Source organism: Mycobacterium sp. TKK-01-0059 (assembly GCF_000709305.1).
GTDB lineage: Bacteria > Actinomycetota > Actinomycetes > Mycobacteriales > Mycobacteriaceae > Mycobacterium > Mycobacterium intracellulare.
Genome location: NZ_KL446994.1, coordinates 222,673 through 243,932, shown reverse-complemented (window position 1 = coordinate 243,932; position 21,260 = coordinate 222,673). Strand labels below are relative to the sequence as shown.

21 protein-coding genes and 1 pseudogene are annotated in these 21,260 nt (G+C 64.6%); 16 read left to right on the top strand and 6 right to left on the bottom strand.

Features of this window, described 5'->3' with window-relative positions; all coding sequences use genetic code 11:
• Positions 1-6 precede the first annotated feature (6 nt).
• From K883_RS20345 to K883_RS20315, 7 genes are all read left to right on the top strand, one after another.
• Positions 7-915, top strand: coding sequence for an RNA polymerase sigma-70 factor (locus K883_RS20345; protein ID WP_020822485.1), 909 nt, complete (start codon positions 7-9; stop codon positions 913-915).
• A 3-nt stretch (positions 916-918) separates the two neighbouring features.
• Positions 919-1,710: an SDR family oxidoreductase gene (locus K883_RS20340; RefSeq protein ID WP_020822484.1), complete on the top strand. Its 792-nt coding sequence runs from the start codon at positions 919-921 to the stop codon at positions 1,708-1,710.
• The gene (locus K883_RS20335) at positions 1,707-2,096 is read left to right on the top strand and encodes a hypothetical protein (RefSeq protein WP_020822483.1); all 390 of its coding nucleotides are present in this window, start codon (positions 1,707-1,709) and stop codon (positions 2,094-2,096) included. Before K883_RS20340 ends, K883_RS20335 begins: the two co-directional genes overlap by 4 nt.
• Positions 2,097-2,214: 118 nt before the next feature.
• Entirely contained in the window at positions 2,215-2,643 is a 429-nt protein-coding gene (locus K883_RS20330) for a cellulose-binding domain-containing protein (protein WP_036455755.1), read from the top strand.
• A gap of 144 nt (positions 2,644-2,787) precedes the next feature.
• Positions 2,788-3,744: an SAM-dependent methyltransferase gene (locus tag K883_RS20325; protein ID WP_020822481.1), complete on the top strand. Its 957-nt coding sequence runs from the start codon at positions 2,788-2,790 to the stop codon at positions 3,742-3,744.
• Positions 3,741-4,430 carry a type 1 glutamine amidotransferase domain-containing protein gene (locus tag K883_RS20320; protein ID WP_020822480.1) on the top strand — a complete coding sequence of 230 codons (690 nt, stop codon included), beginning with the start codon at positions 3,741-3,743 and terminating at the stop codon, positions 4,428-4,430. Before K883_RS20325 ends, K883_RS20320 begins: the two co-directional genes overlap by 4 nt.
• Positions 4,431-4,548: 118 nt before the next feature.
• Positions 4,549-5,157, top strand: a complete 609-nt coding sequence (locus K883_RS20315) for an LGFP repeat-containing protein (RefSeq protein WP_020822479.1) — start codon at positions 4,549-4,551, stop codon at positions 5,155-5,157.
• A gap of 294 nt (positions 5,158-5,451) precedes the next feature.
• Here the strand turns inward: K883_RS20315 and K883_RS20310 are convergent, their stop codons facing one another.
• Positions 5,452-6,222: an aminoglycoside phosphotransferase family protein gene (locus K883_RS20310; RefSeq protein ID WP_020822477.1), complete on the bottom strand. Its 771-nt coding sequence runs from the start codon at positions 6,220-6,222 to the stop codon at positions 5,452-5,454.
• A gap of 356 nt (positions 6,223-6,578) precedes the next feature.
• Here K883_RS20310 and K883_RS20305 point away from each other — a divergent pair.
• Positions 6,579-6,819, top strand: a pseudogene (locus K883_RS20305) (hypothetical protein).
• A 359-nt stretch (positions 6,820-7,178) separates the two neighbouring features.
• On the opposite strand, the gene K883_RS20300 reads toward K883_RS20305, so the two are convergent.
• Together K883_RS20300 and K883_RS28625 are read right to left on the bottom strand one after the other, a co-directional pair.
• Positions 7,179-8,006 (bottom strand): DUF1906 domain-containing protein, encoded by an 828-nt coding sequence (locus tag K883_RS20300; RefSeq protein WP_020822476.1) that lies wholly within the window; start codon positions 8,004-8,006, stop codon positions 7,179-7,181.
• Between the two features lie 27 nt (positions 8,007-8,033).
• Positions 8,034-8,216 carry a hypothetical protein gene (locus K883_RS28625; RefSeq protein WP_020822475.1) on the bottom strand — a complete coding sequence of 61 codons (183 nt, stop codon included), beginning with the start codon at positions 8,214-8,216 and terminating at the stop codon, positions 8,034-8,036.
• A gap of 826 nt (positions 8,217-9,042) precedes the next feature.
• Between K883_RS28625 and K883_RS20295 the strand changes: the two genes are divergently transcribed.
• Positions 9,043-9,447 carry a nuclear transport factor 2 family protein gene (locus K883_RS20295; protein WP_020822474.1) on the top strand — a complete coding sequence of 135 codons (405 nt, stop codon included), beginning with the start codon at positions 9,043-9,045 and terminating at the stop codon, positions 9,445-9,447.
• A gap of 21 nt (positions 9,448-9,468) precedes the next feature.
• Complete coding sequence (locus K883_RS20290) at positions 9,469-10,161, top strand: helix-turn-helix transcriptional regulator (RefSeq protein ID WP_020822473.1); 693 nt, start codon at positions 9,469-9,471, stop codon at positions 10,159-10,161.
• Positions 10,162-11,518: 1,357 nt separating this feature from the next.
• Here K883_RS20290 and K883_RS20285 read toward each other — a convergent pair.
• Both K883_RS20285 and K883_RS20280 read right to left on the bottom strand, forming a co-directional pair.
• A complete protein-coding gene (locus K883_RS20285) occupies positions 11,519-12,343 on the bottom strand; it encodes an acyl-CoA thioesterase (RefSeq protein ID WP_036455903.1) in 825 nt (274 codons plus the stop codon).
• Between the two features lie 26 nt (positions 12,344-12,369).
• A complete protein-coding gene (locus tag K883_RS20280) occupies positions 12,370-13,377 on the bottom strand; it encodes a CobW family GTP-binding protein (protein WP_020822471.1) in 1,008 nt (335 codons plus the stop codon).
• A 136-nt stretch (positions 13,378-13,513) separates the two neighbouring features.
• On the opposite strand from K883_RS20280, the gene K883_RS20275 reads away from it, so the two are divergent.
• The 6 genes from K883_RS20275 (at position 13,514) to K883_RS20250 (ending at position 20,332) form a co-directional block, all read left to right on the top strand.
• On the top strand, positions 13,514-14,143 hold the full coding sequence (locus K883_RS20275; RefSeq protein WP_020822470.1) for a TetR family transcriptional regulator: 630 nt from the start codon (positions 13,514-13,516) through the stop codon (positions 14,141-14,143).
• A 38-nt stretch (positions 14,144-14,181) separates the two neighbouring features.
• The gene (locus tag K883_RS20270) at positions 14,182-14,850 is read left to right on the top strand and encodes an enoyl-CoA hydratase-related protein (RefSeq protein WP_020822469.1); all 669 of its coding nucleotides are present in this window, start codon (positions 14,182-14,184) and stop codon (positions 14,848-14,850) included.
• A gap of 121 nt (positions 14,851-14,971) precedes the next feature.
• Positions 14,972-15,898 (top strand): alpha/beta hydrolase, encoded by a 927-nt coding sequence (locus K883_RS20265; protein WP_020822468.1) that lies wholly within the window; start codon positions 14,972-14,974, stop codon positions 15,896-15,898.
• 190 nt (positions 15,899-16,088) lie between these two features.
• Positions 16,089-16,697 carry a TetR family transcriptional regulator gene (locus tag K883_RS20260; RefSeq protein ID WP_008256516.1) on the top strand — a complete coding sequence of 203 codons (609 nt, stop codon included), beginning with the start codon at positions 16,089-16,091 and terminating at the stop codon, positions 16,695-16,697.
• 300 nt (positions 16,698-16,997) lie between these two features.
• Positions 16,998-17,432 carry an MmpS family transport accessory protein gene (locus tag K883_RS20255; RefSeq protein WP_269147570.1) on the top strand — a complete coding sequence of 145 codons (435 nt, stop codon included), beginning with the start codon at positions 16,998-17,000 and terminating at the stop codon, positions 17,430-17,432.
• Entirely contained in the window at positions 17,429-20,332 is a 2,904-nt protein-coding gene (locus K883_RS20250; protein ID WP_020822467.1) for an MMPL/RND family transporter, read from the top strand. Before K883_RS20255 ends, K883_RS20250 begins: the two co-directional genes overlap by 4 nt.
• 74 nt (positions 20,333-20,406) lie before the next feature.
• Here the strand turns inward: K883_RS20250 and K883_RS20245 are convergent, their stop codons facing one another.
• Complete coding sequence (locus K883_RS20245; protein ID WP_008256510.1) at positions 20,407-21,189, bottom strand: SDR family oxidoreductase; 783 nt, start codon at positions 21,187-21,189, stop codon at positions 20,407-20,409.
• Positions 21,190-21,260 lie beyond the last annotated feature (71 nt).

Here is a 21,260-nt window from a genome sequence, read left to right as displayed (position 1 = left end):
GCACGGGTGAGCGATGTCGTGCGGGATTTCGAGTCTCAGCGGCCGCGTCTGTTCGGGTTGGCATACCGACTGTTGGGGTCGGCGAGCGAGGCGGAAGACGCCGTGCAGGACGCGTACCTGCGCCTGCACCGCGCTGATGCGGAGGCCATCGAATCGCTGCCGGCCTGGCTCACCACGGCCGTCACGAACCTGTGCCTCAACCGGCTCACGTCGGCCCGTGCCCGCCGGGAGGTCTACCCCGGCCCGTGGCTTCCCGAACCCGTTCTCACCGATGACCGGACGCTCGGGCCGCTCGAGACCGCCGAACAGCGCGAGTCGGTATCGATCGCGCTGCTGAGCCTGATGGAGCGTCTCGGGCCCACCGAGCGTGCGGCGTTCGTGCTCCGAGAAGCGTTCGCCTACAGCCATTTCGAGATCGCCGAGATCCTGGAAACCTCGGAAGCCAACGCCCGCCAGCTGTACCGGCGGGCGCGCGAGCGGCTGGGTGAGCCCCGGGGGCGCTTCCAACCGGACCGGGCGCAGTGGCGGCGCCTCGTCGAACGGTTCTTTACCGCCGCCCGGGCCGGCGACGTGGACGGACTCGTCGAAATCTTGACCGACACCGTGACGTCGACGGCCGATGGCGGCGGCAAGGTGGCGGCCGCCCGGCGCGTCGTCTCGGGCCGCGATCGGACGGCCCGCTATGTGGCGCGCGTGTTCGGCAGGAACCTGGCGCAGGCGGGTCCGCGTCTCGACGTCGCCGAGATCAACGGCGCGCCGGCGATGCTGGCGTTCGACGGCGACACGCTGGCCGGCGTCCTATGCTTCGACATCGCCGGGGACCAGATAGCGGCGCTGCGGGTCTTGGCCAATCCGGACAAATTGCGCTTTCTTGCCAAGCAGTTGTCACATCCGGCGGCGCCATCCGGTTCATAAGATGTGACGAACTCCGTACTCGTAACCGGCGGCACCGGAACTATAGGCCACATCGTCGTCGACCAGCTGACGGCCGCGGGCAAGGACGTCCGGGTCCTGAGCCGCGGACGGCGCCCGAACCAACGCGCGGACGTCGAACATGTCGTGGGGGACGTGCAGACCGGTGCTGGGCTCGATGCGGCGCTGGACGGCGTCGACACGATCGTGCACTGCGTCTATCCCACCGAGAACCTGGTCGCGGCTGCCAAACGCGCGGGTTCACCGCATCTGCTGTACGTCTCCATCGTCGGGATCGATCGCGTTCCCTTCGCCTTCTACCGCAGAATGCTCGCCAACGAACGCACGATCGCCGGGTCGGGCGTGCCATGGACGGTGCTGCGGGCGACCCAGTTTCACGACCTGATCGCTTTCGTATTGCGCCTGCTCGCGAAACCGCCGGTCATGGCGCTGCCGTCAGGCCTGAAATTCCAACCGGTCGACGTGCGCGACGTGGGCGAACGGTTGGCGGGTTTGGCCCTCGGCGAGCCGATCGGGCGCGCACCAGATTTCGGGGGTCCACAGGCGCGTACGCTCGACGATCTCGCCCGCAGTTACCTGGCGATTGCCGGTAGGCGTCGTCCCATGGCCCCGATCCGATTGCCCGCCAAGGTATTTGGTGGGATTCGTGGCGGCGGGCTGCTGACCCCCGAGCACGCCGCCGGCACGATCACGTTCGAGCAATACCTCGAAGAACAACAAGCCGCCGGCCGGCTGCCGTACCGCGACGCCATCCGCGCTTACTTGAGGCGACGATGACCAGCCCCGTGCTGCGCGGCGGACTGTGGTTTTTGGCATTCGTGGAAGTCGCGGTCGGGCTCGTCGCGACGCTGGCTCCTCGGGCCTTTTACGACTATGTCCCGTGGGTCGATCGCATCCCGCCGTACTCCGAACACCTCATGCGCGATTACGGCGCGATGAACCTCGCGCTGGCACTCGTCGTCGTCGCCGCCGCAAGGACGATGGAACGACGCTTGGTCCGGGTCGCACTGGGCGCCTACCTGCTGTTTGCAGTCCCGCACTTGGTCTTCCACGTCACACACCTCGAGAACTTCACGACGGCGGCCGCGGTTGCGCAGACCACGACCCTCGCGATCGCCACGCTGCCGATCGCGTTGCTGATCCTCACCCGAGGGCGCGACTAAGGGGAGTCCGGGGACGGATCAAGGCTAGATTTCATGACGGTTTCGGTTGGGCAAAGGTACTGCGGCTTACCCGCGATGCGAGGCCCGATGTCGCCTCTGCGGCTTTAGTGTTGCTGGTATGGCGGGAGTGGACAATTGCGTGAAGCGCTGGCGCACAGCGCTTCACGCGGGCGTGGCGGCCTTGATGGTTGTCATGCTCGGACTCGCCATCACGCCGGCGGCTCACGCGGCCGCTGCCACGGCGACGTTATCGGTGTCCCATTCGTGGCAGAGCGGTTTCATCGCCCACTTCACCGTCACCAACTCGAGCATGGCGCCGCTGAACGATTGGAAGCTCGAATTCGACTTGCCGGCGGGCGAATCCGTCTTGCACTCGTGGAACAGCACCGTCACGCAGACTGGCACGCACTATGTGCTCACTCCCGCGAATTGGAATCGCGTCATTGCGCCCGGTAGTTCGGCCACAGGTGGTTTCAGGGGCGTGCTGAGCGGTACCTACTCACCACCGGTGAATTGCGTGCTCAACGGGCAATATCCTTGCACCTAGCGCCGACGGTGCACTGAGTCCGGCCGCTCCGGGGCCCACCGGCCCAAGCCGGGCGCCGATGCGCTTCTTGCCGTGCAGCGGCGAGTTCGTTGCCTCCGAGCGCAGCGCAACGCACAACGTAGCCAAGAACTTCGGAGGTAGAGAATGCCACCAACGAAGGGATCGTGGGATCCCGCCACCAGCGTCGGAACCACGGCGACGATGGTGGCCGCGGCGCGGGCCATAGCGACCGCGAATGGTGACATCAACGATCCCTTCGCCGAGCCGTTGGTCCGCGCGGTCGGCGTGACCTTTCTGACCCGCTGGGCTACCGGTGAGCTGTCCGCGTCGGATGTCGACGTGGAGGGCAGCCCGTGGGGCCTGGCACAGATGCCCGCGTCGATCGCGGCGCGCACACGGTACTTCGACGAATTCTTTGCGGATGCCGCCGCGGCGGGCATCCGCCAGGCCGTCATCCTCGCCTCGGGCCTGGATACCCGCGCGTATCGGTTGGGGTGGCCTGAAGGGATGACGGTGTTCGAGATCGATCAACCGGCCGTCATCGAGTTCAAGACAACGACTCTGGCCAGTCTCGGCGCCGAACCCAAAGCCGACGTGCGCCCGGTTGCGACCGACCTGCGAGAGGACTGGCCGACGGCGCTGAACGCGGCCGGCTTCGAGCCCAACAGAGCTTCGGCGTGGATCGCCGAGGGGCTGTTTGGCTACCTGGCACCCGGGGCCCAGGACCAGCTGCTCGACACCGTCACCGCGCTCAGCGCGCCAGGAAGTCGACTCGGCTCCGAGGCCGTCCCGAATACGGCCGACATGGACCCCCACGCGGCCCGCGAACGCATGCAGGCGGCGACCGCCAAGTGGCGCCGGCACGGCTTTGAACCCGACTTCACCGTGATCGAGTTCGAGGGCGAGCGCCACGACGTCGGCGCGTACCTCGACGCGCGCGGCTGGACATCGGTCGCAACTCCAATGGGTCGACTGCTCGCGGACCACGAGTTGGGGTCGATCCCACAGACCGACGACAATCGACAAACGATGAACGGTGTCACCTACTACACGTCGACGCTGGGCACAGGGCGGGCTATCAGTGGAATCCTGGGAGGATGACCAAGCGCATCCTCAACGTCGTCTCCAACGTCGCCCACTACGACGACCCCACCCAGCCGACCGGGCTGTGGCTCTCCGAGCTGACGCACGCCTATGACGTCTTCGCCGAAGCGGGTTACGAACAGACGATCGTCAGCCCGAAAGGCGGCACTTCACCGCTGGAGCCGCGCTCGTTGAAGTTCCCCAGTTTCGGCAAGAGCGCCAAGGCCTGGAAGGCCGACGATACGAAGATGGAGCTGCTGGCCCGCACCGCCGCACCCGATGAGATCGACTCGACGGCCTATGACGCGATTTACTTCACCGGCGGCCACGCGGTCATGTATGACTTCCCGGATAGCGAAGGCCTGCAACGCATCACGCGCGAGATCTTCGAGCGCGGGGGAGTCGTGTCCTCGGTCTGCCACGGCTACTGCGGCCTGCTCAACACCAAGCTGTCGGACGGATCGCTCTTGGTTGCCGGGCGCAAGCTCACCGGGTTCGCCTGGTCGGAGGAGGTCCTGGCCCGGGTCAACAAGTTGGTGCCTTATAACGCCGAAGCGGAAATCAAGAAGCGCGGCGCCCGCTACGTTAAGGGTCTGATCCCCTTCGCCTCGCACGTCGTTGTCGATGGGCGGCTGGTCACAGGCCAGAATCCGGGATCGGCCAAGGCTACCGCCAAGAAGATCGTCTCGGTGCTGGGCAGCTGACAAAGCTGCGGTGATCCTCCGTTAGGTGCCCTGGCTCGCCGTCGATGACCGCGGGTAAGTTCGTTCGGAGCCACGACGACCGCGACCGCCTGCCTCAGGAAGACGCGAGAGGAACCTCATGAGAACGATCGCCTACCGCCACGCGGCGGCCGTCGGCCTGACCGCGCTCACATTGATCACCGCGGCCTGCGGCAATGGCAAGAGCGTCGACGCGTCGGCACCGCCTCACGCAGGGGTGAACGCCACCACCACATCTAAGGCTCCAGCGCCGCCCGCGGAGGTGAAGCTCATCGGTGAGGGCAACGTCGAGGTGATCCTGACCGGCCCGATCGCCGCCAAGTACTCGTCGGCAACCCAGGATCAGAAGCAGGCCCTCGGCAAACCGCTGACGGGTGACCGCAACGCGGGAAAACGGGAGAGCGGCTTGGTATTTCAGCAGTTCCAGGGCGGCGTGATCACCGCCAGGAACGACGCGGCCGGTACACCCGCGTTTATCACCACGGGCAAGATCCGGGAGGCATGGAATGTTCCGCGCGACCCGAACGGCGCGCCCGCAATCACCGGCAATAACGGGTCGGCGGGACCGCTGGGCTTTCCGACCAGCGACGTGAACACCGTTGGCGATCTGCTTGTATCGAACTTCGAGCACGGCAAAATCGAGTACAACCCGAAGACCGGCCAGGTCGAGGTGACGGTAAACGGCAACGTCGTACCATCCGGGCTGTAGCCCGGGGCCCCAGCTCCCAGCCACGGGCCATCGTCTGGCGCCAACAGACGAATGTTGATCTGAATAACACCCCTCCGCCTGTTTGCTGAGGAATTGTCAATTCCTGTGGATGGGTGATCTGTTTCCTGCTTCCCGGACATTGAGTTGTGGCGGTGATCGCCTCGGCGGGAGGCGTCGATCAGGAAACGCGGTCAGAGGCGGTGGGCGGCGGCTGCGATGAATTCGTCGAGTTGGTGGTTGGGTTCGTCGCCGCCCATAGACACCGCAGTTAGCAGATCCCAGGTGGGGTGGTACTCAAACTGGCCGCTGGCGTGCATCCAGCGCCGCAGGAAGCGATGCGACGGCTTGTCCGTGGTGCATGGCCAGGTTCACGCGGAAGTGGGCGATATCCTCCTGGACGGGTCCGGCGCACGACGAGACCCAGTCGACAACTCCGGATATTGTGCCTTGCTGCCACAAGATGTTGCCGGGATGAAAATCGCGGTGTAAGAACACTCGGTCGCTGCTCGGGCGCACATCATGGTACGTGGTGACGGCGCCTTCCCATGCCCACCGGTAGCGGGTCCACGCCGGTGGGGCGTTCTCCGGCGGGTAAGGCTCCCACCGGCGTAACTGTTGCGGCGCCCGTATGCCATGAATCGTCATCATGACGTCGATGACGGCGTCCAACCATGGGTCCAGCTCTGGTGGGTCCCACACGACGGCGCCTGGCAGTGCGGTCATTAGTACGGTGGGCACACCGGTGTCCTGCCCGTGCGGGTCGGCGGCAATCACCTTCGGCGCTGGAACCGATGTATCGGCCAAAAGATCTAAGACCAGTACCTCGTTCGGAGGAGCCCACGGCTCGTCGCGGATCCAGTCCAAGACGAATCGCTGCAGGATCACATCGCTTCGGTCATCGAGAACAAGACGGTGAATCGCCGCGGACTGGCCGCCTTCCAACGGCCGCTGCGCAATGACCTGACACTTTGTCTGGCGCTCAACCCATGCCAGTACGCCCGGTGGAACTGGAGCACGCAACTGATCGTGCAACTCATCATCAATGTCGAATCCGTACGGCGGCATCGCCTTATCCTGTCGAACGGGCCGAGCCGTCGATCACCCGAGGCGGATTAATTCGACATCAGAAGGGGTTGATGTCATGGCCAATGCTTGCCTCAGGCCACCAACGCTAACCGCGCCGTGTGATAGCGGAACCGTCCGGGGCGCCAGTCCCGATGTCATGCCTTCAGAATCGCCGAGTGGCCAGCGCAATGCCGAGCGCGATTTCGAGGGGACGGGCGCTGCGCATGGTCCATTGTTCCTGGAGCGGGGAGGTTGTGCTGCGACCGTTAAGGAGCGTTGCCGCAATCTTGATCTTGCACTCTTACCGTGGGTATACGAGATAACGCCTGTTGGCGACCGCAATCCTGGGGGCTCATATGACGACCGCAATCGCCGCGCTTGAGGCAATCGAGAAGGATGCGGACGACGCGAACGATCTTCTCTTGGCGGTCGCAGCAATGAACGCGGTTGCGCCCCTAAGGGAAAACCGCTCTTGTCGACGAACCGCGTTGGCGCCTCACGGAAGAAGAGATCGTGGGCGTGTCGATTACGGTGATTTGGGTGTCCCTCATGGTGGTGATCAGCGTCGCCGTGGGCACGGCCTTGACGATGAGTTAGCGACCGGCGCTCACTGATCGGTCAACCCGCACACAGGGTGAGGCGCTTTTCAGCGGTTGCATATGGGCACATTCCACCATGCAAAAGCTGGTGGTGCAGTGTGCACACGGGATTAGATTCTCGAGCTGGTTGCCTCAGATCCTCCTCGGTGAGCACGGCCTCCGGCGGGCCTGATTCATCAGATGAACCCGGCGTAGTTCTGCCGTCTGGCGCATAAGCCCACACCAGCCCTGGGTCAGATTGCACCGCAACATCTTTGATGTCGGCGCTTAACCGACTTATTCCATGAACGCTCGCGCTGCGTGCTCTGCGACGAGCATGAGCGGCGCGTTGGTGTTGCCGGAAGTGGCGGCAACACGTTATCGCACGTCGCCGCTTGGACGACCCGCATGGAGGTTCCACTGGCCGCAGTCCGGGGCCAGGACGTCGTTGACGTCCACTTCGAATCCGCCGACCTTCGGCCCGGGATTGGACGCGGTGCTCACGACGCGCTGGTAGAGAACAGCGGCGGGGTGGACCTGATCACCGGACCAGGCTCGAGTTTGCCAGGCCCACCGGCGGCCAGGTGTGCTCGAAGACCCGATAACGCCATCGGCCGCGGCCCACTGGCAGACCCTGACACCTCCGTAGACCCCAGTGCGCTGAACCCCAAGAACTGAGTTGATTCCGCGAAACCACGGCAGCGCGGTGTGAATCCAGGTGTTGCGGTTGATGTCCTCGTCGATCGTGAAGAAAATCGGCGCACTCTGGCCGCCGCCTGCCGCGGTGTGCAAACGCCAGGCGGTGCGCGCATCCGCGACGCCGCCCGCGTAGCCCCGCGTGAAGTCTGACGGCGTCGACCCACCCGGCTTGCCGTATTGGTAGTTACTGACAATCACCAAACCCGCGGCTGTCAGTGAGTCGGCGTAGGACCGAGTGATGGGCTTGGCGCCGAACGAGGAGCCCGGACGTGACAACGAGACGTAGTTGACCACCCCGCTATAGCCGGCAGCCCGGATCTGCTGCGCCGGAATCTGGTGTGCGGCAAAGTCGATCAGCTGAGGGGGAGCGGCGGCAGTCGCTCTCGGCATGCCGCAGGCTACCGATGCGGCACCCAGACCGGCCAACGTGGCGGCGTAGCGCAGCGCGTCGCGCCGGGAGACAGTGCGCAATGGCACATCGGTGGCGGCAGAGGGCAAATTGCGCACGGCGCAAGGTTAAACATGTGACTGTTGTTACCGATAGTGCTGCGCCAGTCGAAACGCGGTTGCATGCCCAAATAGATACCGAGCGGTGATCGTTCGGCTATCACCGCGAAAGAACATACGGGAGAACGACCTACCGACGATCGCCCGCGCTGCGCGCTCGGCGATGCGCATGGTCGGCACGTTGGTGTTGCCGGAAGTGATGGTGGGCATAGCCGAAGCATCGGCCGGTAAACATCCACATTGGATTGGTGCATATCCCTCCCGCGCCGCAGCAGGGAGGGTCTTTAGTCACGATGGCAACTTCACCGCGGCTCACCCTGCTCGCCGCGCAGTGCAGGAGCACGACTGTGCTGTGGCCGCTAAGGATCGTTACCGCAATCGTGATCTCGCGCTCGTATCTTCGGATATACGAGAAAGCCGAAGCTTCGACCGTCCAATAACGCCTATCGGCGTCCCGGGGGCTGATATGACGACCGCAGTCGCCGCGCACGACCCAATCGACAAAGACGCGGCCGACGGGCATGACGATCTCCTTTTGGCGGTCGCAAAAGTGAACGCAAATGGTTGCCCAAGCGACACCGTTCGCGTTGAAGCGAAGCCGCGTCCGAGACTCACGGAAGAAGAGATCGTGCGCCTTCTCCCAATTACTGGTAACCCGCCATATTCTTTTCCGCCGTATTGCGCCATGTGCTGGAGTGCCGTGGCCGCAGGGGAGCGGCGTAGCGATTGTCGGTTGGAGGTCCGAGTTTGTGAGCGGCAGGGACCGCGGAATTGAGGAGTGAGAGTCGAAGCGTCGGGCTGGCGGCGCTCTAACTTGCCGCCGCCCTTGGGCTCAAGCGGTGGGCGGCCTGTGGCTTTGGCTCGGGCGTGCGCCACTGGTCGAGGCGGGTATCGGTCGAAGGTGTGAGATGGCCTTTGTCGCGGGGGTGGAACCCGTGGAGCCCGTGCGGCGGCCTCTCCGGGTTGTGTCGTGCCCCTTGCCTTGGCACATGAACACCGACATACGGTTGTCGCGACGCTGTCTGACGCTGGTGCCATGAACAAGAACACGAACACGGTGGATACAAACACGGTCGCTGCGGATGCGGCGCTCGCGGTGTGGTTGCAGATGTGGAACACGGACAGTGACATCGCTCGTCAGATCTGCAGTGACGATTTCCGGATTCATTTCCTAAACTCCGATACCGATGGGTCGAACCCAGGCGACGACGTGCTCGGCGCGGAGAGTTTCGCTCGGTTTCTGGATCGGTATCGCGAACAGCATCCGGATGTCGCATTCACCGAGGTCGCGCGGGCCCTCGACGGCCCGCACGGGCGGATGCTGTGGAATGTGCGGGACGGGGAGGTGGCTGCGGGCGGGATCGATGTCTTCGACTTCACCGAGGATGGGCTGATCCAAGAGGTGTGGTCGGTCGGCGGGACGCGCGCGCACCGCACCTAGGACGGGGGCAGACTCACGTTCATGAGGAGAGCCGAGCGGCTGTACGCACTGGTCGATCTGCTGCGGGGATCACGCCGGCCGTTGTCGGCCGCTCGGCTCTCTGAGGAGTTCGAAGTATCGAAGCGCACGATTGAGCGTGACATCCAGTCGCTCCAGCTCGCGGGGGTCCCGATCTATGCGGACTACGGGGTGTCGGGCGGGTATTCGATCCTGAGGGAGCACTCCCTGCCGCCGCTGAATCTCTCGGTAGCGGAATCGCTGGCGGTGCTCGCGGGGCTTGGTTTGCTGGAGAACTCGCCATATGGTGCGGCGGCGCGGCGGGCCCGGGCCAAGGTCCTGTCGATCAGCCGCGAGGATCACCGCGCGCCAGTCGATGAGGCGTTGGCGTCTATGTTCGTCATCGACGCCCAGTCGCCGTCAGAGGCGGCGATCTCGCTGATTCCCGAGGCGATCGCCGCGCGCCGGGTCATACGGCTGGACTACACGTCCGAGGACGGCGAGACCCATACCACCCGTGACGTGGAGGCGATGGGTCTGCTGCGCGGAGGTGATTCGTGGATGTTCGTGGGATGGTGTCGGCTGCGTGAAGGCATCCGCGGATTTCACCTCGGCCGCATCCGGCACCTGGAGATCACCGGAGAGGTGTTTCCCGAACGCGATCCTGCGGTGCTCGACGCGGATCTCTCGCGCTGGCGCACTCGGCGGCTCGGGTGACACTCCCGAGCCGCAACCGCATGCATGTCGCGGTGCGTCGTCTGCTGCGAACCGGATATCCCGATGGGTGAGAACCGTTGGTCAAATGCGAATCCCGCCAGATATATCACGACAGGACAACAGGATTGGTTTGAAGCTGATTCATCTGGTGAAAACGGCGTACTTTACCCGACATAATGTTGCTTATCGGCATAATGTTGACCGGCGCAAAGCGGCTAGCGCGTCGCGTCGGGGCTAAAACGAGCCCCCGTGTCCACTGCCTCCCATGGCAGCAAGCCCAGAACGCTCAGTTGGCAAATCTGTCGTGGGTACGCGCCAGTCCCGCGACGAATTAATCGAGCGCCCTCCGCACGACATCGCGCGCAGCCCATTGAGTGATCCTCGGCCTCGCTCGCCTGACCGGCCTTTACCGCCATCATTACGTCACAGTGACGAATTGCGTTGTGGCGGCGGCACATAAGGCTCGCACCAATGTGCGGGCAATGCGGGTCCGATGCTGGGCGCGGACGCGCTACGGCCCCGATCCCACCTCGCCGCGCTCGGCGAGGGTACGTACGTCAGCGGGAGGCGCTACTCCGGCGGCGGGGGCGCCACCGGCTGGCACGCGTTGGCCCCCGGGTTCCACCAGTTGCCCGGACCGCAATCAGGGGGTGCCGTTGGCTGGCACGCATTGGCCCCGGGATTCCACCAATTGCCAGGACCGCAATCAGGGGGCGGCGGCGCCACCGGCTGGCATGCATTGGCCCCCGGGTTCCACCAGTTGCCGGCACCGCAATCCGGGGGCTGGGCGGAGGCCACGCCGGACGATACCGCCGCCACGTAGGCCATTGGTCCTAATGCCACCGCCACGGTGCACACGACGCGACGAACGAACACACTCATCGAGCCCTCCCATCGCAGGCGTCCAGACTTTAGCTGGGCGTGAGTGTAAACCGACTACCCAATCCGGCGGCCTCGCAATCACTACCTCGCACTTTTACGCAGCGGCTTCCGGGCCCCCGCGAGGTGGGTGGGAATCCCCGACCCGCCCGATTCGTCACCGTGACGATTATGCAAGGCGGTAAGCCGCTACTGCGATCACATCGTGGCCGGCTCGGCTTACGACTCCTTCGTCGGGCGCAGAGAGCTCCACGAGACTCCGATCACCACGAGACAGTGTAAGGACATGGCGCAGAAGGGACACCGGGTCGCGCTACAGACCGCACCCGACCACCGTATCCCCTTCCCCACCGTGGAAAACCCTATGGCCTAATTACGTCACTGTGACGGAATTGCGTTGCGGCGCAGCCATATTGAGACGGTCCGATATCACGCGTTGCGATAATGAACCATCGGAACGTGCACCGTGACTGTCCCATCAATTGTGCGTCGGAAAATACATCTCCTGTTTCACCCTGCACACCAGTTCGCCGGTGCGGTTGAACATCGTCCCACTCGCCAGTGCCAGCGAACCGGCGCTACTCGGCGAGGACCGGTCGTAGAGAAGCCAATCCGACAATGCCGCCGGACCGTGGAACCACACCGAATGGTCGCGCTGCGCCGATGCCCCGACACCGCCGCGTGCGGCATATGCCGGTTCGGTCAACGTCACCGCCGACAGGTACGCCACCAAGCTGGCGGTCAGCACCGGGTCATCGGGAACTCGCCCGTCGGGTCGCCACCACATCGGCGCGCGTGCGGGCGGAGCTGCCTCGGTGTCGATGATCCGGCGCTCGAACCAGCGCAGGCTCGCCCACCGCCCTTGGGCGCTCTCGTCGGATTCCGCGAGATGCGGGGCAACACACGGCAGGGACTCCGGGCTGGAAGCCGGCGGCATCGGTGGCTGATAGACGACCTGCGCGGGCGCGGTATCGGCGACTTTGAACGACGACATGGCCTCCATCAGAATCTTTCCGTCTTGGCGTGCGGTGACCCGTCGAGCAGAAAACGTCCGGCCTTCTTGGAGGTCGACGACTTCGAAATCAACCGGGTGACGCGAGTCGCCGGGCCGCAGGAAGTACGTGTGGACGCTGTGCGGCGTTCGGCCCGGTGCGGTGTGGCTTGCCGCCAACAAAGCCTGAGCCGAGATGTGCCCACCGAGTATATGGTTGGCGGGCGCGGGAAGCTGCCGCCCGACGAAGAGCCACTGATCGACTCGGTCGAGCTCCAAGGTGGCGAGCACGTCGCCGAGCGAAGATGACATCACGACGTATCTTGCCGGATACTCGCTCACGCGCTGAGTCGCCGGTACCGTTGCAGCCGCCGCAACGCCGGTGCCGACGCCGACCCCGCCACGGGCTGCAGCGCGTCATTGAGCCGCGCGCGTACGGCGGGGATGTCGAGATGCATCCCGATCGCCACGAGGCAATTGGCCATTGCTCCCGACGGCGCCTTCGCGATGTGGACGGCGCCACCCACCAAGTTGATCACGTATTCGCGCACGGTCGCGCGCTCCCGCACAGCCACAATGCCTTTCATCCTGAACACCCGCGGAGGCGGCTGTTCGAGAAGATCGACCAGGGCGTCAGGGTCGACACAACCAGCGCCGGCCACGGTGACCGCATCGGCGTGGTCGTGGTCATGCTCGTGCTCGGGCACCAAGTCCAGGAACGAGAGCTGGCCAACCTGTCCGGACGTGCCGGACGCGTCGAAGAGCAGCTCCGGGTCGATCCGGCCACCCGATGTGCCCACGACATGAATGTGCGGGTTCCGTTGCGCCGCACGCTGTGTGACGCGCTGCACCACAGCCGACCGCTCGCAGTCAGGCACTTGGTCGAGCTTGTTGACAACGATCAGCGACGCCGCACCATAGCGGACCGGCGGTAGCGTGCCGGAGTCGACGGTGTCGAAATGGTTCACCGCATCGACGACGTCCACGAGTCCGCCCGGCCGGACCCCCCGTATCTCGCTGAAACCGATGATCCGCGCGATCGCCACGGGGTCGGCCAGACCACTGGCCTCGACGACGATGGCATCAAGGCGCCGGGCCGGATCCGCGAGTTTGATGAGTGCGTCGTCGAGCCCACCGCCATCGGGCAGGCAACAGATGCATCCGCCGGCGATCGAGGCCGGTTCGTCGACCTGACCGGCCACCAGGGAAGCGTCGATGTTGATGTCACCGAAATCATTGACCACGACACCGATTCGGGTGCCGGGATGGCGCAACAAGTGGTTGAGCAGCGTCGTCTTGCCGGCGCCGAGATGACCGGTGAGCGCGATGACGGGTATCGCAGCCAATGCCCTACCTTCCGCACCGACATCCGGACGTCCGATGCTAACCGGCGCCATATCACGGTCGGATCGTGCCCCGCGGCACAGGGAGATACTCACGCCCCGGCGCGTAATAGAGCACCCGCTCTGTTATGGTGGTTGCATGCCGCGGCCTCGCCTACATGATCCCGACGCCGTCCTGGACGCCGTCGAGGACCTGGTGGCGCGGTCGGGCCCGAGCGCGGTGACCATCCGGGCGGTCGGCGCGGCCGTGGGTGTCTCCAACGGCGCTGTGTACCACACGTTCACATCGCGGGGCGGGCTGATGGGCCAGGCTTGGCTGCGGGCTGGCCGGCGTTTCCTGGCGGTACAGACGGCACTTGTCGACGACGCCGCGACCGGCGCCGACCCGGGCGGTCCCATCGAAGCGGTGGTGGCCGCCGCCGACGCGCCGGTGGTTTTCACCGAGCAATATCCCGGCTCATCGACGCTGTTGTTGCGTGTGCGCCGCGAGGAAGTGCTTGCCGACGATGTCCCCGACGACATTGCCGACGAATTGCGACGCCTCGACGAACTTCTCGTCGATTTGATGGTGCGGCTTGCGGTCGCGGTGTGGGAGCGCAAGGACGCGGCGGCGGTGGACACGATAACCAGCTGCGTCGTCGACCTGCCCACCGCGTTGTTGCTCCGGCGAGATCGCCTCGGAAGCTCCACAGCGCGAGCGCATCTGCGTGCGGCCGTGCGCGCCGTGCTGGAGATCGGCCCTCCCGCCCCGCGGCAACGACGCGGCTGACCGATCGTGAGAACCATGAAAGAAAGTCAGGGGAACACATGGCTGTAAAACTGGATTACGACGACAAGATCGCCATCATCCGGCTGGGCGACGATGAGAACCGTTTCTCCCCAGCATTTTTGGATGACGTTGAGGCCGCGCTCGATCAGGTCATCTCGGACGGCGCCCTGGGGCTGGTCACCACCGCCGGCGGCAAGTTCTACTCCAACGGGTTGGATCTGGACTGGCTCAGCGCCCACACCGACCGGGGACCGTGGTACATCAATCGGGTGCACCGGCTGCTCGCGCGCGTGCTGACGCTGTCCGTTCCCACCGCCGCCGCCGTGGTCGGTCACGCGTTCGGTGCCGGAGCAATGCTGGCGATCGCGCACGACTTTCGCGCCATGCGCGACGATCGCGGGTACTTCTGTTTTCCCGAGGTCGACATCCGCATTCCGTTCAACCCGGGCATGGCTGCGCTCATCCAGTCCAAACTCACTCCTCGCGCCGCGGTGGCCTCGATGACGACGGGCCGTCGGTTCAGCGGGCCCGACGCAGCACAATTCGGCATCGTCGACGTCGCCTGTCCGGCGGACGCGGTCACCGGCACGGCCGTCGACCAGATTCGCCCATTGGGAGGCAAGGACCCGGGCACGCTCAGAGCGATCAAACAGACGATGTTCGGTCACGTCGTGCGCGCACTGACCGACAGCGACGAGGCGCTCTGAAACGGGCTGTGCCGCTTGGCCAATGCATCGGCGGACCGATGCTAGGCGTGATTCACGCGAGACACTACGTCCGTCCTGTATGGTCAGCATGTCTGCCGGCGCGAGGGAACAGAGGCATCCGATGGCAAACGGCCTTCCCAATAACGCCTACACGTCGCCCCAGGTCTTGGATCCCGGTCTTCGCAAAGTGGCTCGATTTCTGCCCCGGGGCTACGCCTTGCACCGCGGTCTGAAGCTGCAGCGCGCCATCATGAACCTGATGGGCAACGCCGGGCGCATCCGCACGGTGCCGGTGGCCGCGGTCAACGAGCACGTCAGCGTCCGCCTGCACCGTCCGGCCGGCCTTGCCGGCCACGCACCGGCGCTGCTGTGGATCCACGGCGGCGGCACCATCATGGGCCACGCCGCCCAGGACGACAAGTATCTGCGCCAACTGTCTCAGCTCACCGGCGTCGCGATCGCGGCGGTCGAACACCGGCTAGCCCCCGAACACCCCTACCCGATACCGGTCGAGGACTGTTATGCGGCCCTGCTCTGGCTGGCGCGCCAGCCATGGGTGGACCCGGATCGAGTCGCCGTCGGCGGCGCCAGCGCCGGCGGGCATTTCGCCGCCGCGGTGGCGCAGCGGGCGCACGACCGCCAGGACGTCAAAATCGCTTTCCAAATGCTGGTGTATCCGATGCTCGACGATCGCACCGGCGCCCGGCGTGACGGCCCCAGGCGGATCATGTGGACCGAATCCGACAACCAATTGGCCTGGCAGTGGTACCTCAATGGGGCCGATCCCGAAGAGGCGGCACCGGCTCGCCGCAAGGATTTGTCGGACTTGCCGCCCGCCTGGATCGGCGTGGGAACGCTGGACCTCTTTTACTCCGAGAGTCTTGAGTACGCGCGACGCCTGCGCGAGGCGGGCGTCCCGGTGCAGGAGGAGATCGTTCCGGGCGCGTTTCACGCGTTCGACCAGATCGCCGACAAGGCGGCGATCTCGGCGAAGTTCTTCCAAAGCCAATGCGACTATTTGCGGGGCGCCCTCACCCCCAGCGGATGACCCGCCCGAACCCACCTCTTGCACCACAGCGGCTGGTCGAATGATGTTGCGCTAGAACAGGACTGGTGCGAGGTGCCGAGAACGCGGAACGCCGCCGCTCGCCCTGGCCGGTGCCGGGCAGCCTCGCCTCCGCACCGCCAAGATGGCACCTTTTGACTGCAAACTGTGCACAACGTGCAACTATATGAGTATGGCCAATCCCCTGGGGCTACGCGAGCGCCGCCGCCGGCAGACGAGCGCCGACATCCGCGACGCCGCCGTGCGCCTCACGCTGGAACGGGGATTCGACAAGGTCACGGTCGACGAAATCTGCGCCGAAGCCGGCGTCTCGACCCGCACGTTCTTCAATTACTTCCCCAACAAAGAGTCCGCACTCGCCTACGGCCCCTCTGACATACCCGCCGAGCTGGCCGAGGATTTCGTCGCCGCCGGACCCGCCCCCTACTCGGTCGTCCTCGCGGAACTGATCACCCTGGCGGCACACCACCTGCGCGACGTCCCCCCTCGGCGCGAACACGCAGCTCACATGCTCGAACTCGCGAAGACTTCGCCCGCCGTCCTGGCGGCGTTCCTCGCCGATCTGGAACGATTCCAGAACCAGTTGACGGACATCATCGTCCGCCGCCAGGCGATGCAGCCCGACGACGAGATGGCCGCGCTGATTTCCGCGCTGGCGCTGACGGCGGTGCGGTCAGGCCTGGAACGCTGGGCGAGCGGTGAGGCGAGTGAAACCGCCGACACGCCGATGCCCTATGTTGAGCGTGCCGCCGCGCTGGTGAACAGCATCTTCACGAAGTGACCTGAAACACCAGCAGCAAATGTTGCATACACTGCAAGGTATGCACATCATGTACTATGCGCTGGTGGCGTTACCCGGGGAGGCTTCAGCAACAAGGTGAGCCGGGTGTCGCCGCCGGGGACGTCAGCAGTGGGGATGGGCGACTTTCACCGCGTTTGACGGTCTTGCGCGCACGAACCAAGGCAATCCACGCAATTCGTTGTTGATCGGTGCGACTGTGGGCACTCACCTGTCCACAACCTCCAGTCGCGCAAACGCTGATCCGCGTCACGTCCGCGTGATGAGGAAGGGATCACCCAGGTGCAGATATCGAGACTTGTGCGCAACGCCTGGCTGCCGCTGTTGATCGTGGCGGTGGTGCTGGTCGGCGGGTTTGCCGTCGTTCGGGTCAAGTCGTTCTTCGGCGCGCACGACACGGGCGTCATGACCAGCCCGCGACTCGATGAGTCCAAGCCGTTCAAGCCCAAGGTCGTCAAATACGAGGTCTTCGGCTCGGCCGCCCAAGCCAACGTGAACTACCTGGATCTGTCCGCCGACCCGAAGCGGATCGACGGCGCGCCACTGCCGTGGACGCTGGTCCTGAGCACCACCGCCCCTTCGGTGTTCCCGAACCTCTCGGCACAAAGCGACGGCAACTCCCTCGGTTGCCGCATCACCATCGATGACGAAGTCAAGGACGAGAACCTCACCCACGGCGTACACGCCCTGACCTTCTGCATGGTGAAATCCGCATGAGCACAACGTTCAACGATTCCCGCACCGACACCATCCCCGTTGTCGACGAACCCGTTCGGGACAAGATCCCCCGGCTCATCCGGACGTTCGCCGTACCGATCATCCTCGGCTGGATCGCGATCATCGCGGTGCTCAACGTCTCCGTCCCCCAGCTGGAGGAGGTCGGCAAGATGCGCTCGGTGTCGATGGCACCGGATGACGCGCAGTCGGTCGTCGCGACCAAGCGCATGGGCGCGGTGTTCAACGAGTACAAGTCCAACAGCTCGGTGATGATCGTCCTCGAGGGCCAGAATCCGCTGGGCGCGGACGCGCACGCCTACTACGACGAGATCGTCAAGAAGCTCGACGCAGACACCAAACACGTTGAACACGTACAGGATATGTGGAGCGATCCACTCACCGGAGCGGGCGCGCAGAGCAACGACGGCAAGGCCGCCTACGTCCAGGTCTACCTCGCCGGTAACCAGGGCGAGGCCTTGGCCAACGAGTCGGTGGAATCCGTCCAACACATCGTCAAGAGTGTGACCCCACCCAAAGGGGTGAAGGCCTACGTCACCGGTCCCGCGGCGTTGTCGGCGGACCAGCACGAGGCCGGCGACCGCAGCATGCAGCTCATCACCGCGGCCACGTTCACCGTCATCATCGCGATGCTGCTGTTGGTCTATCGCTCCGTCATCACGGTGCTGCTCACGCTGGTGATGGTGGTGCTCGAGCTGTCGGCCGCGCGCGGAATGGTCGCGTTCCTAGGCTATTTCCAGCTCATCGGGCTCTCGACGTTCGCCACGAACCTGTTGGTCACCTTGGGGATCGCGGCCGCCACCGACTACGCGATCTTCTTGATCGGCCGATATCAGGAAGCCCGCTCTATCGGCGAGTCCCGAGTAGATGCGTACTACACGATGTACAAGGGCACCGCGCATGTGGTGCTCGGGTCGGGCTTGACCATCGCCGGCGCCACCTTCTGCCTGCACTTCACCAACCTGCCCTACTTCCAGACGCTGGGTATCCCGCTGGCGATCGGCATGGTGGTCGTCGTCGCGGCGGCGTTGACGCTGGGTCCCGCGGTCATCTCCGTGGTAATCCGCTTCGGTAAGACACTGGAACCCAAGCGCACGCAACGCATTCGCGGGTGGCGCAAGGTCGGTGCGCTCGTCGTGCGCTGGCCCGGCCCGATCCTGGTCCTCACCATCGGCGTGGCGTTGGTGGGCTTGCTGACCCTGCCCGGGTACCGGACCAACTACAACGACCGCAACTACCTACCGACGGACCTGCCGGCCAACGAGGGGTATGCGGCCGCGGATCGGCACTTCTCGCAGGCGCGGATGAACCCCGAGGTGTTGATGATCGAAAGCGACCACGATCTGCGGAATTCGGCGGACTTCTTGGTGATCGACAAGATCGCCAAGACGGTCTTCCGGGTCCCGGGCATCGGGCGCGTGCAGGCGATCACCCGCCCGCAGGGCACGCCGATCGAACACACGTCGATTCCCTTCCAGATCAGCATGCAGGGCGTCAGCCAGCAGATGAGCCAGAAGTACCAAGAAGATCAGATGGCCGACATGCTGCACCAGGCCGACATGATGCAGACGACCATCGACAGCATGGAGAAGATGTCCAGCATCACCGTGCAGATGGCCAACGACATGCACGTCATGGTCAGGAAGATGCACGACATGACCATCGACATCAACGAATTACGCGACCACATGGCCGATTTCGAGGACTTCTTCCGGCCGATGCGTAGCTACTTCTACTGGGAAAAGCACTGCTATGACATCCCGGCGTGCTGGTCGCTGCGCTCGGTGTTCGACGGCCTCGACGGCATCGACACGATGACCGATGACATCGAAAGTCTGCTGCCGGTCATGGACCACCTGGACACCCTGATGCCCCAGATGGTGGCGCTGATGCCTTCCATGATCGAAAACATGAAGGCCATGAAAACCACGATGCTGACCATGTATTCGACCCAGAAGGGTCTGCAGGATCAGCAGAAAGAGGCGCAGAAGAACTCCAGCGCCATGGGTAAGGCGTTCGACGCCTCGAAGAACGACGACTCGTTCTACCTGCCCCCGGAGACCTTCAACAACAAAGAGTTCAAGAAGGGCATGAAGAACTTCATCTCCCCCGACGGGCACGCCGTGCGCTTCATCATCAGCCATGACGGCGATCCGATGTCGCAGGAAGGCATTTCGCACATCGGGGCGATCAAGAAGGCCGCCTACGAGGCGCTCAAGGGCACGCCGCTGGAGGGCTCCAAGATCTACCTCGCGGGCACCGCGTCGATCTACAAGGACCTCAGCGACGGCAACACCTACGACCTGTTGATCGCCGGCATCGCTTCGCTGTGCCTGATTTTCATCATCATGCTGCTCATCACGCGCGGTGTGGTGGCCTCGGCGGTCATCGTGGGGACGGTCCTGCTCTCGCTGGGCGCGTCCTTCGGACTGTCGGTGCTGATCTGGCAGCACCTCATCGGCATCGAACTGCACTGGATGGTGCTCGCGATGTCGGTGATCATCCTGCTGGCCGTGGGCGCCGACTACAACCTGCTGTTGGTCGCGCGGTTCAAGGAAGAGATCCACGCCGGCCTGAACACCGGCATCATCCGCTCGATGGGCGGCACCGGCTCGGTGGTCACCTCAGCCGGCCTGGTGTTCGCCTTCACGATGATGACGATGGCCGTCAGCGAGTTGACGGTGATCGGCCAGGTGGGGACCACCATCGGGTTGGGTCTGCTGTTCGACACCCTGATCGTGCGGTCGCTGATGACACCATCGATTGCGGCGCTGCTGGGCAAGTGGTTCTGGTGGCCACAGCACGTGCGTCAACGGCCGGTCCCCTCGCCGTGGCCCAAACCCGCCGCCAAAGAGCGCGAATCCGTAACCGCGGACGCCTGACGCTCGAGAGTGCAACTACCGACGGTCCCACTCGGGAAGCCCGTCGGCAGTTGCGCTTGCGCGGCAGATGACTCCTACGTGACCCAGTCCGGCTGCGCGTCGGTCTCCACGTTGGCGAAGTCCTTGTGCCCCAGCCCGGCGGTGGTGCCGCCGTCGACGACGAACTCCGAGCCGGTGGAGTAGCTGGACTCGTCGCTGGCCAGATAGACCACGAGGTTGGAGACCTCCACGGGTTGGGCGGCCCGGCCCAGCGCCGTTTGGAAGATGTCGTCGGGGACCCAATCGGTCATCGGGGTCTTGATGAGCCCGGGGTGAATGGAGTTCACCCGGATTCCGCTGGGCCCCAGTTCCAGTGCGGCCGACTTCGTCAGCCCGCGCACCGCGAATTTGGTTGCGGTGTAGCCGTGGCAGGCGATGGTGCCCGCCATGCCTTCGATCGAGGAGATGTTGATGATCGATCCCCGGCCCGCTTCCTTCATCGGCTTCACCACGGCGCGGATGCCGAGAAACACCCCCGTCAGGTTGATGTCGATAATGCGCTGCCACTCCGAGAGCGCGTAGTCCTCCAGCGTGCCGATGTTGATGATGCCCGCGTTGTTGACCAGCACGTCGATGCGGCCGAACTCGCCCAGGGCGGTCGCCACCGCCGCGTCCCAATCCTGCGGCTTGGTCACGTCGAGGTGCAGGTAGCGGACCGCGTCCCCGACCTCGGCCGCCACCGCCTTGCCCTCGTCGTCGAGGATGTCACCGAACACCACCCTGGCTCCCTCGGCGACCAGCGACCGCACGTGCGATGCACCCATCCCCCGGGCGCCGCCGCTGATGAGCGCGACCTTTCCCGCCAACCGTTCTGCCACTGCGCTTCTCCTGTCCTCTGAGTTCGTCTCTGCACCATACGTTCCGGAGGCAATGTATGGCCATAGCCAAA

What these genes read in the sequence shown, in the direction of transcription:
- K883_RS20335 (WP_020822483.1), top strand. Translation starts at nt 1,707, where the DNA reads ATGACCAGCCCCGTGCTGCGCGGCGGACTGTGGTTTTTGGCATTCGTG.
- K883_RS20330 (WP_036455755.1), top strand. Translation starts at nt 2,215, where the DNA reads ATGGCGGGAGTGGACAATTGCGTGAAGCGCTGGCGCACAGCGCTTCAC.
- K883_RS20325 (WP_020822481.1), top strand. Translation starts at nt 2,788, where the DNA reads ATGCCACCAACGAAGGGATCGTGGGATCCCGCCACCAGCGTCGGAACC.
- K883_RS20320 (WP_020822480.1), top strand. Translation starts at nt 3,741, where the DNA reads ATGACCAAGCGCATCCTCAACGTCGTCTCCAACGTCGCCCACTACGAC.
- K883_RS20315 (WP_020822479.1), top strand. Translation starts at nt 4,549, where the DNA reads ATGAGAACGATCGCCTACCGCCACGCGGCGGCCGTCGGCCTGACCGCG.
- K883_RS20310 (WP_020822477.1), bottom strand. Translation starts at nt 6,222, where the DNA reads ATGCCGCCGTACGGATTCGACATTGATGATGAGTTGCACGATCAGTTG.
- K883_RS28625 (WP_020822475.1), bottom strand. Translation starts at nt 8,216, where the DNA reads ATGCCCACCATCACTTCCGGCAACACCAACGTGCCGACCATGCGCATC.
- K883_RS20295 (WP_020822474.1), top strand. Translation starts at nt 9,043, where the DNA reads ATGAACAAGAACACGAACACGGTGGATACAAACACGGTCGCTGCGGAT.
- K883_RS20290 (WP_020822473.1), top strand. Translation starts at nt 9,469, where the DNA reads ATGAGGAGAGCCGAGCGGCTGTACGCACTGGTCGATCTGCTGCGGGGA.
- K883_RS20285 (WP_036455903.1), bottom strand. Translation starts at nt 12,343, where the DNA reads ATGTCATCTTCGCTCGGCGACGTGCTCGCCACCTTGGAGCTCGACCGA.
- K883_RS20275 (WP_020822470.1), top strand. Translation starts at nt 13,514, where the DNA reads ATGCCGCGGCCTCGCCTACATGATCCCGACGCCGTCCTGGACGCCGTC.
- K883_RS20270 (WP_020822469.1), top strand. Translation starts at nt 14,182, where the DNA reads ATGGCTGTAAAACTGGATTACGACGACAAGATCGCCATCATCCGGCTG.
- K883_RS20265 (WP_020822468.1), top strand. Translation starts at nt 14,972, where the DNA reads ATGGCAAACGGCCTTCCCAATAACGCCTACACGTCGCCCCAGGTCTTG.
- K883_RS20260 (WP_008256516.1), top strand. Translation starts at nt 16,089, where the DNA reads ATGGCCAATCCCCTGGGGCTACGCGAGCGCCGCCGCCGGCAGACGAGC.
- K883_RS20250 (WP_020822467.1), top strand. Translation starts at nt 17,429, where the DNA reads ATGAGCACAACGTTCAACGATTCCCGCACCGACACCATCCCCGTTGTC.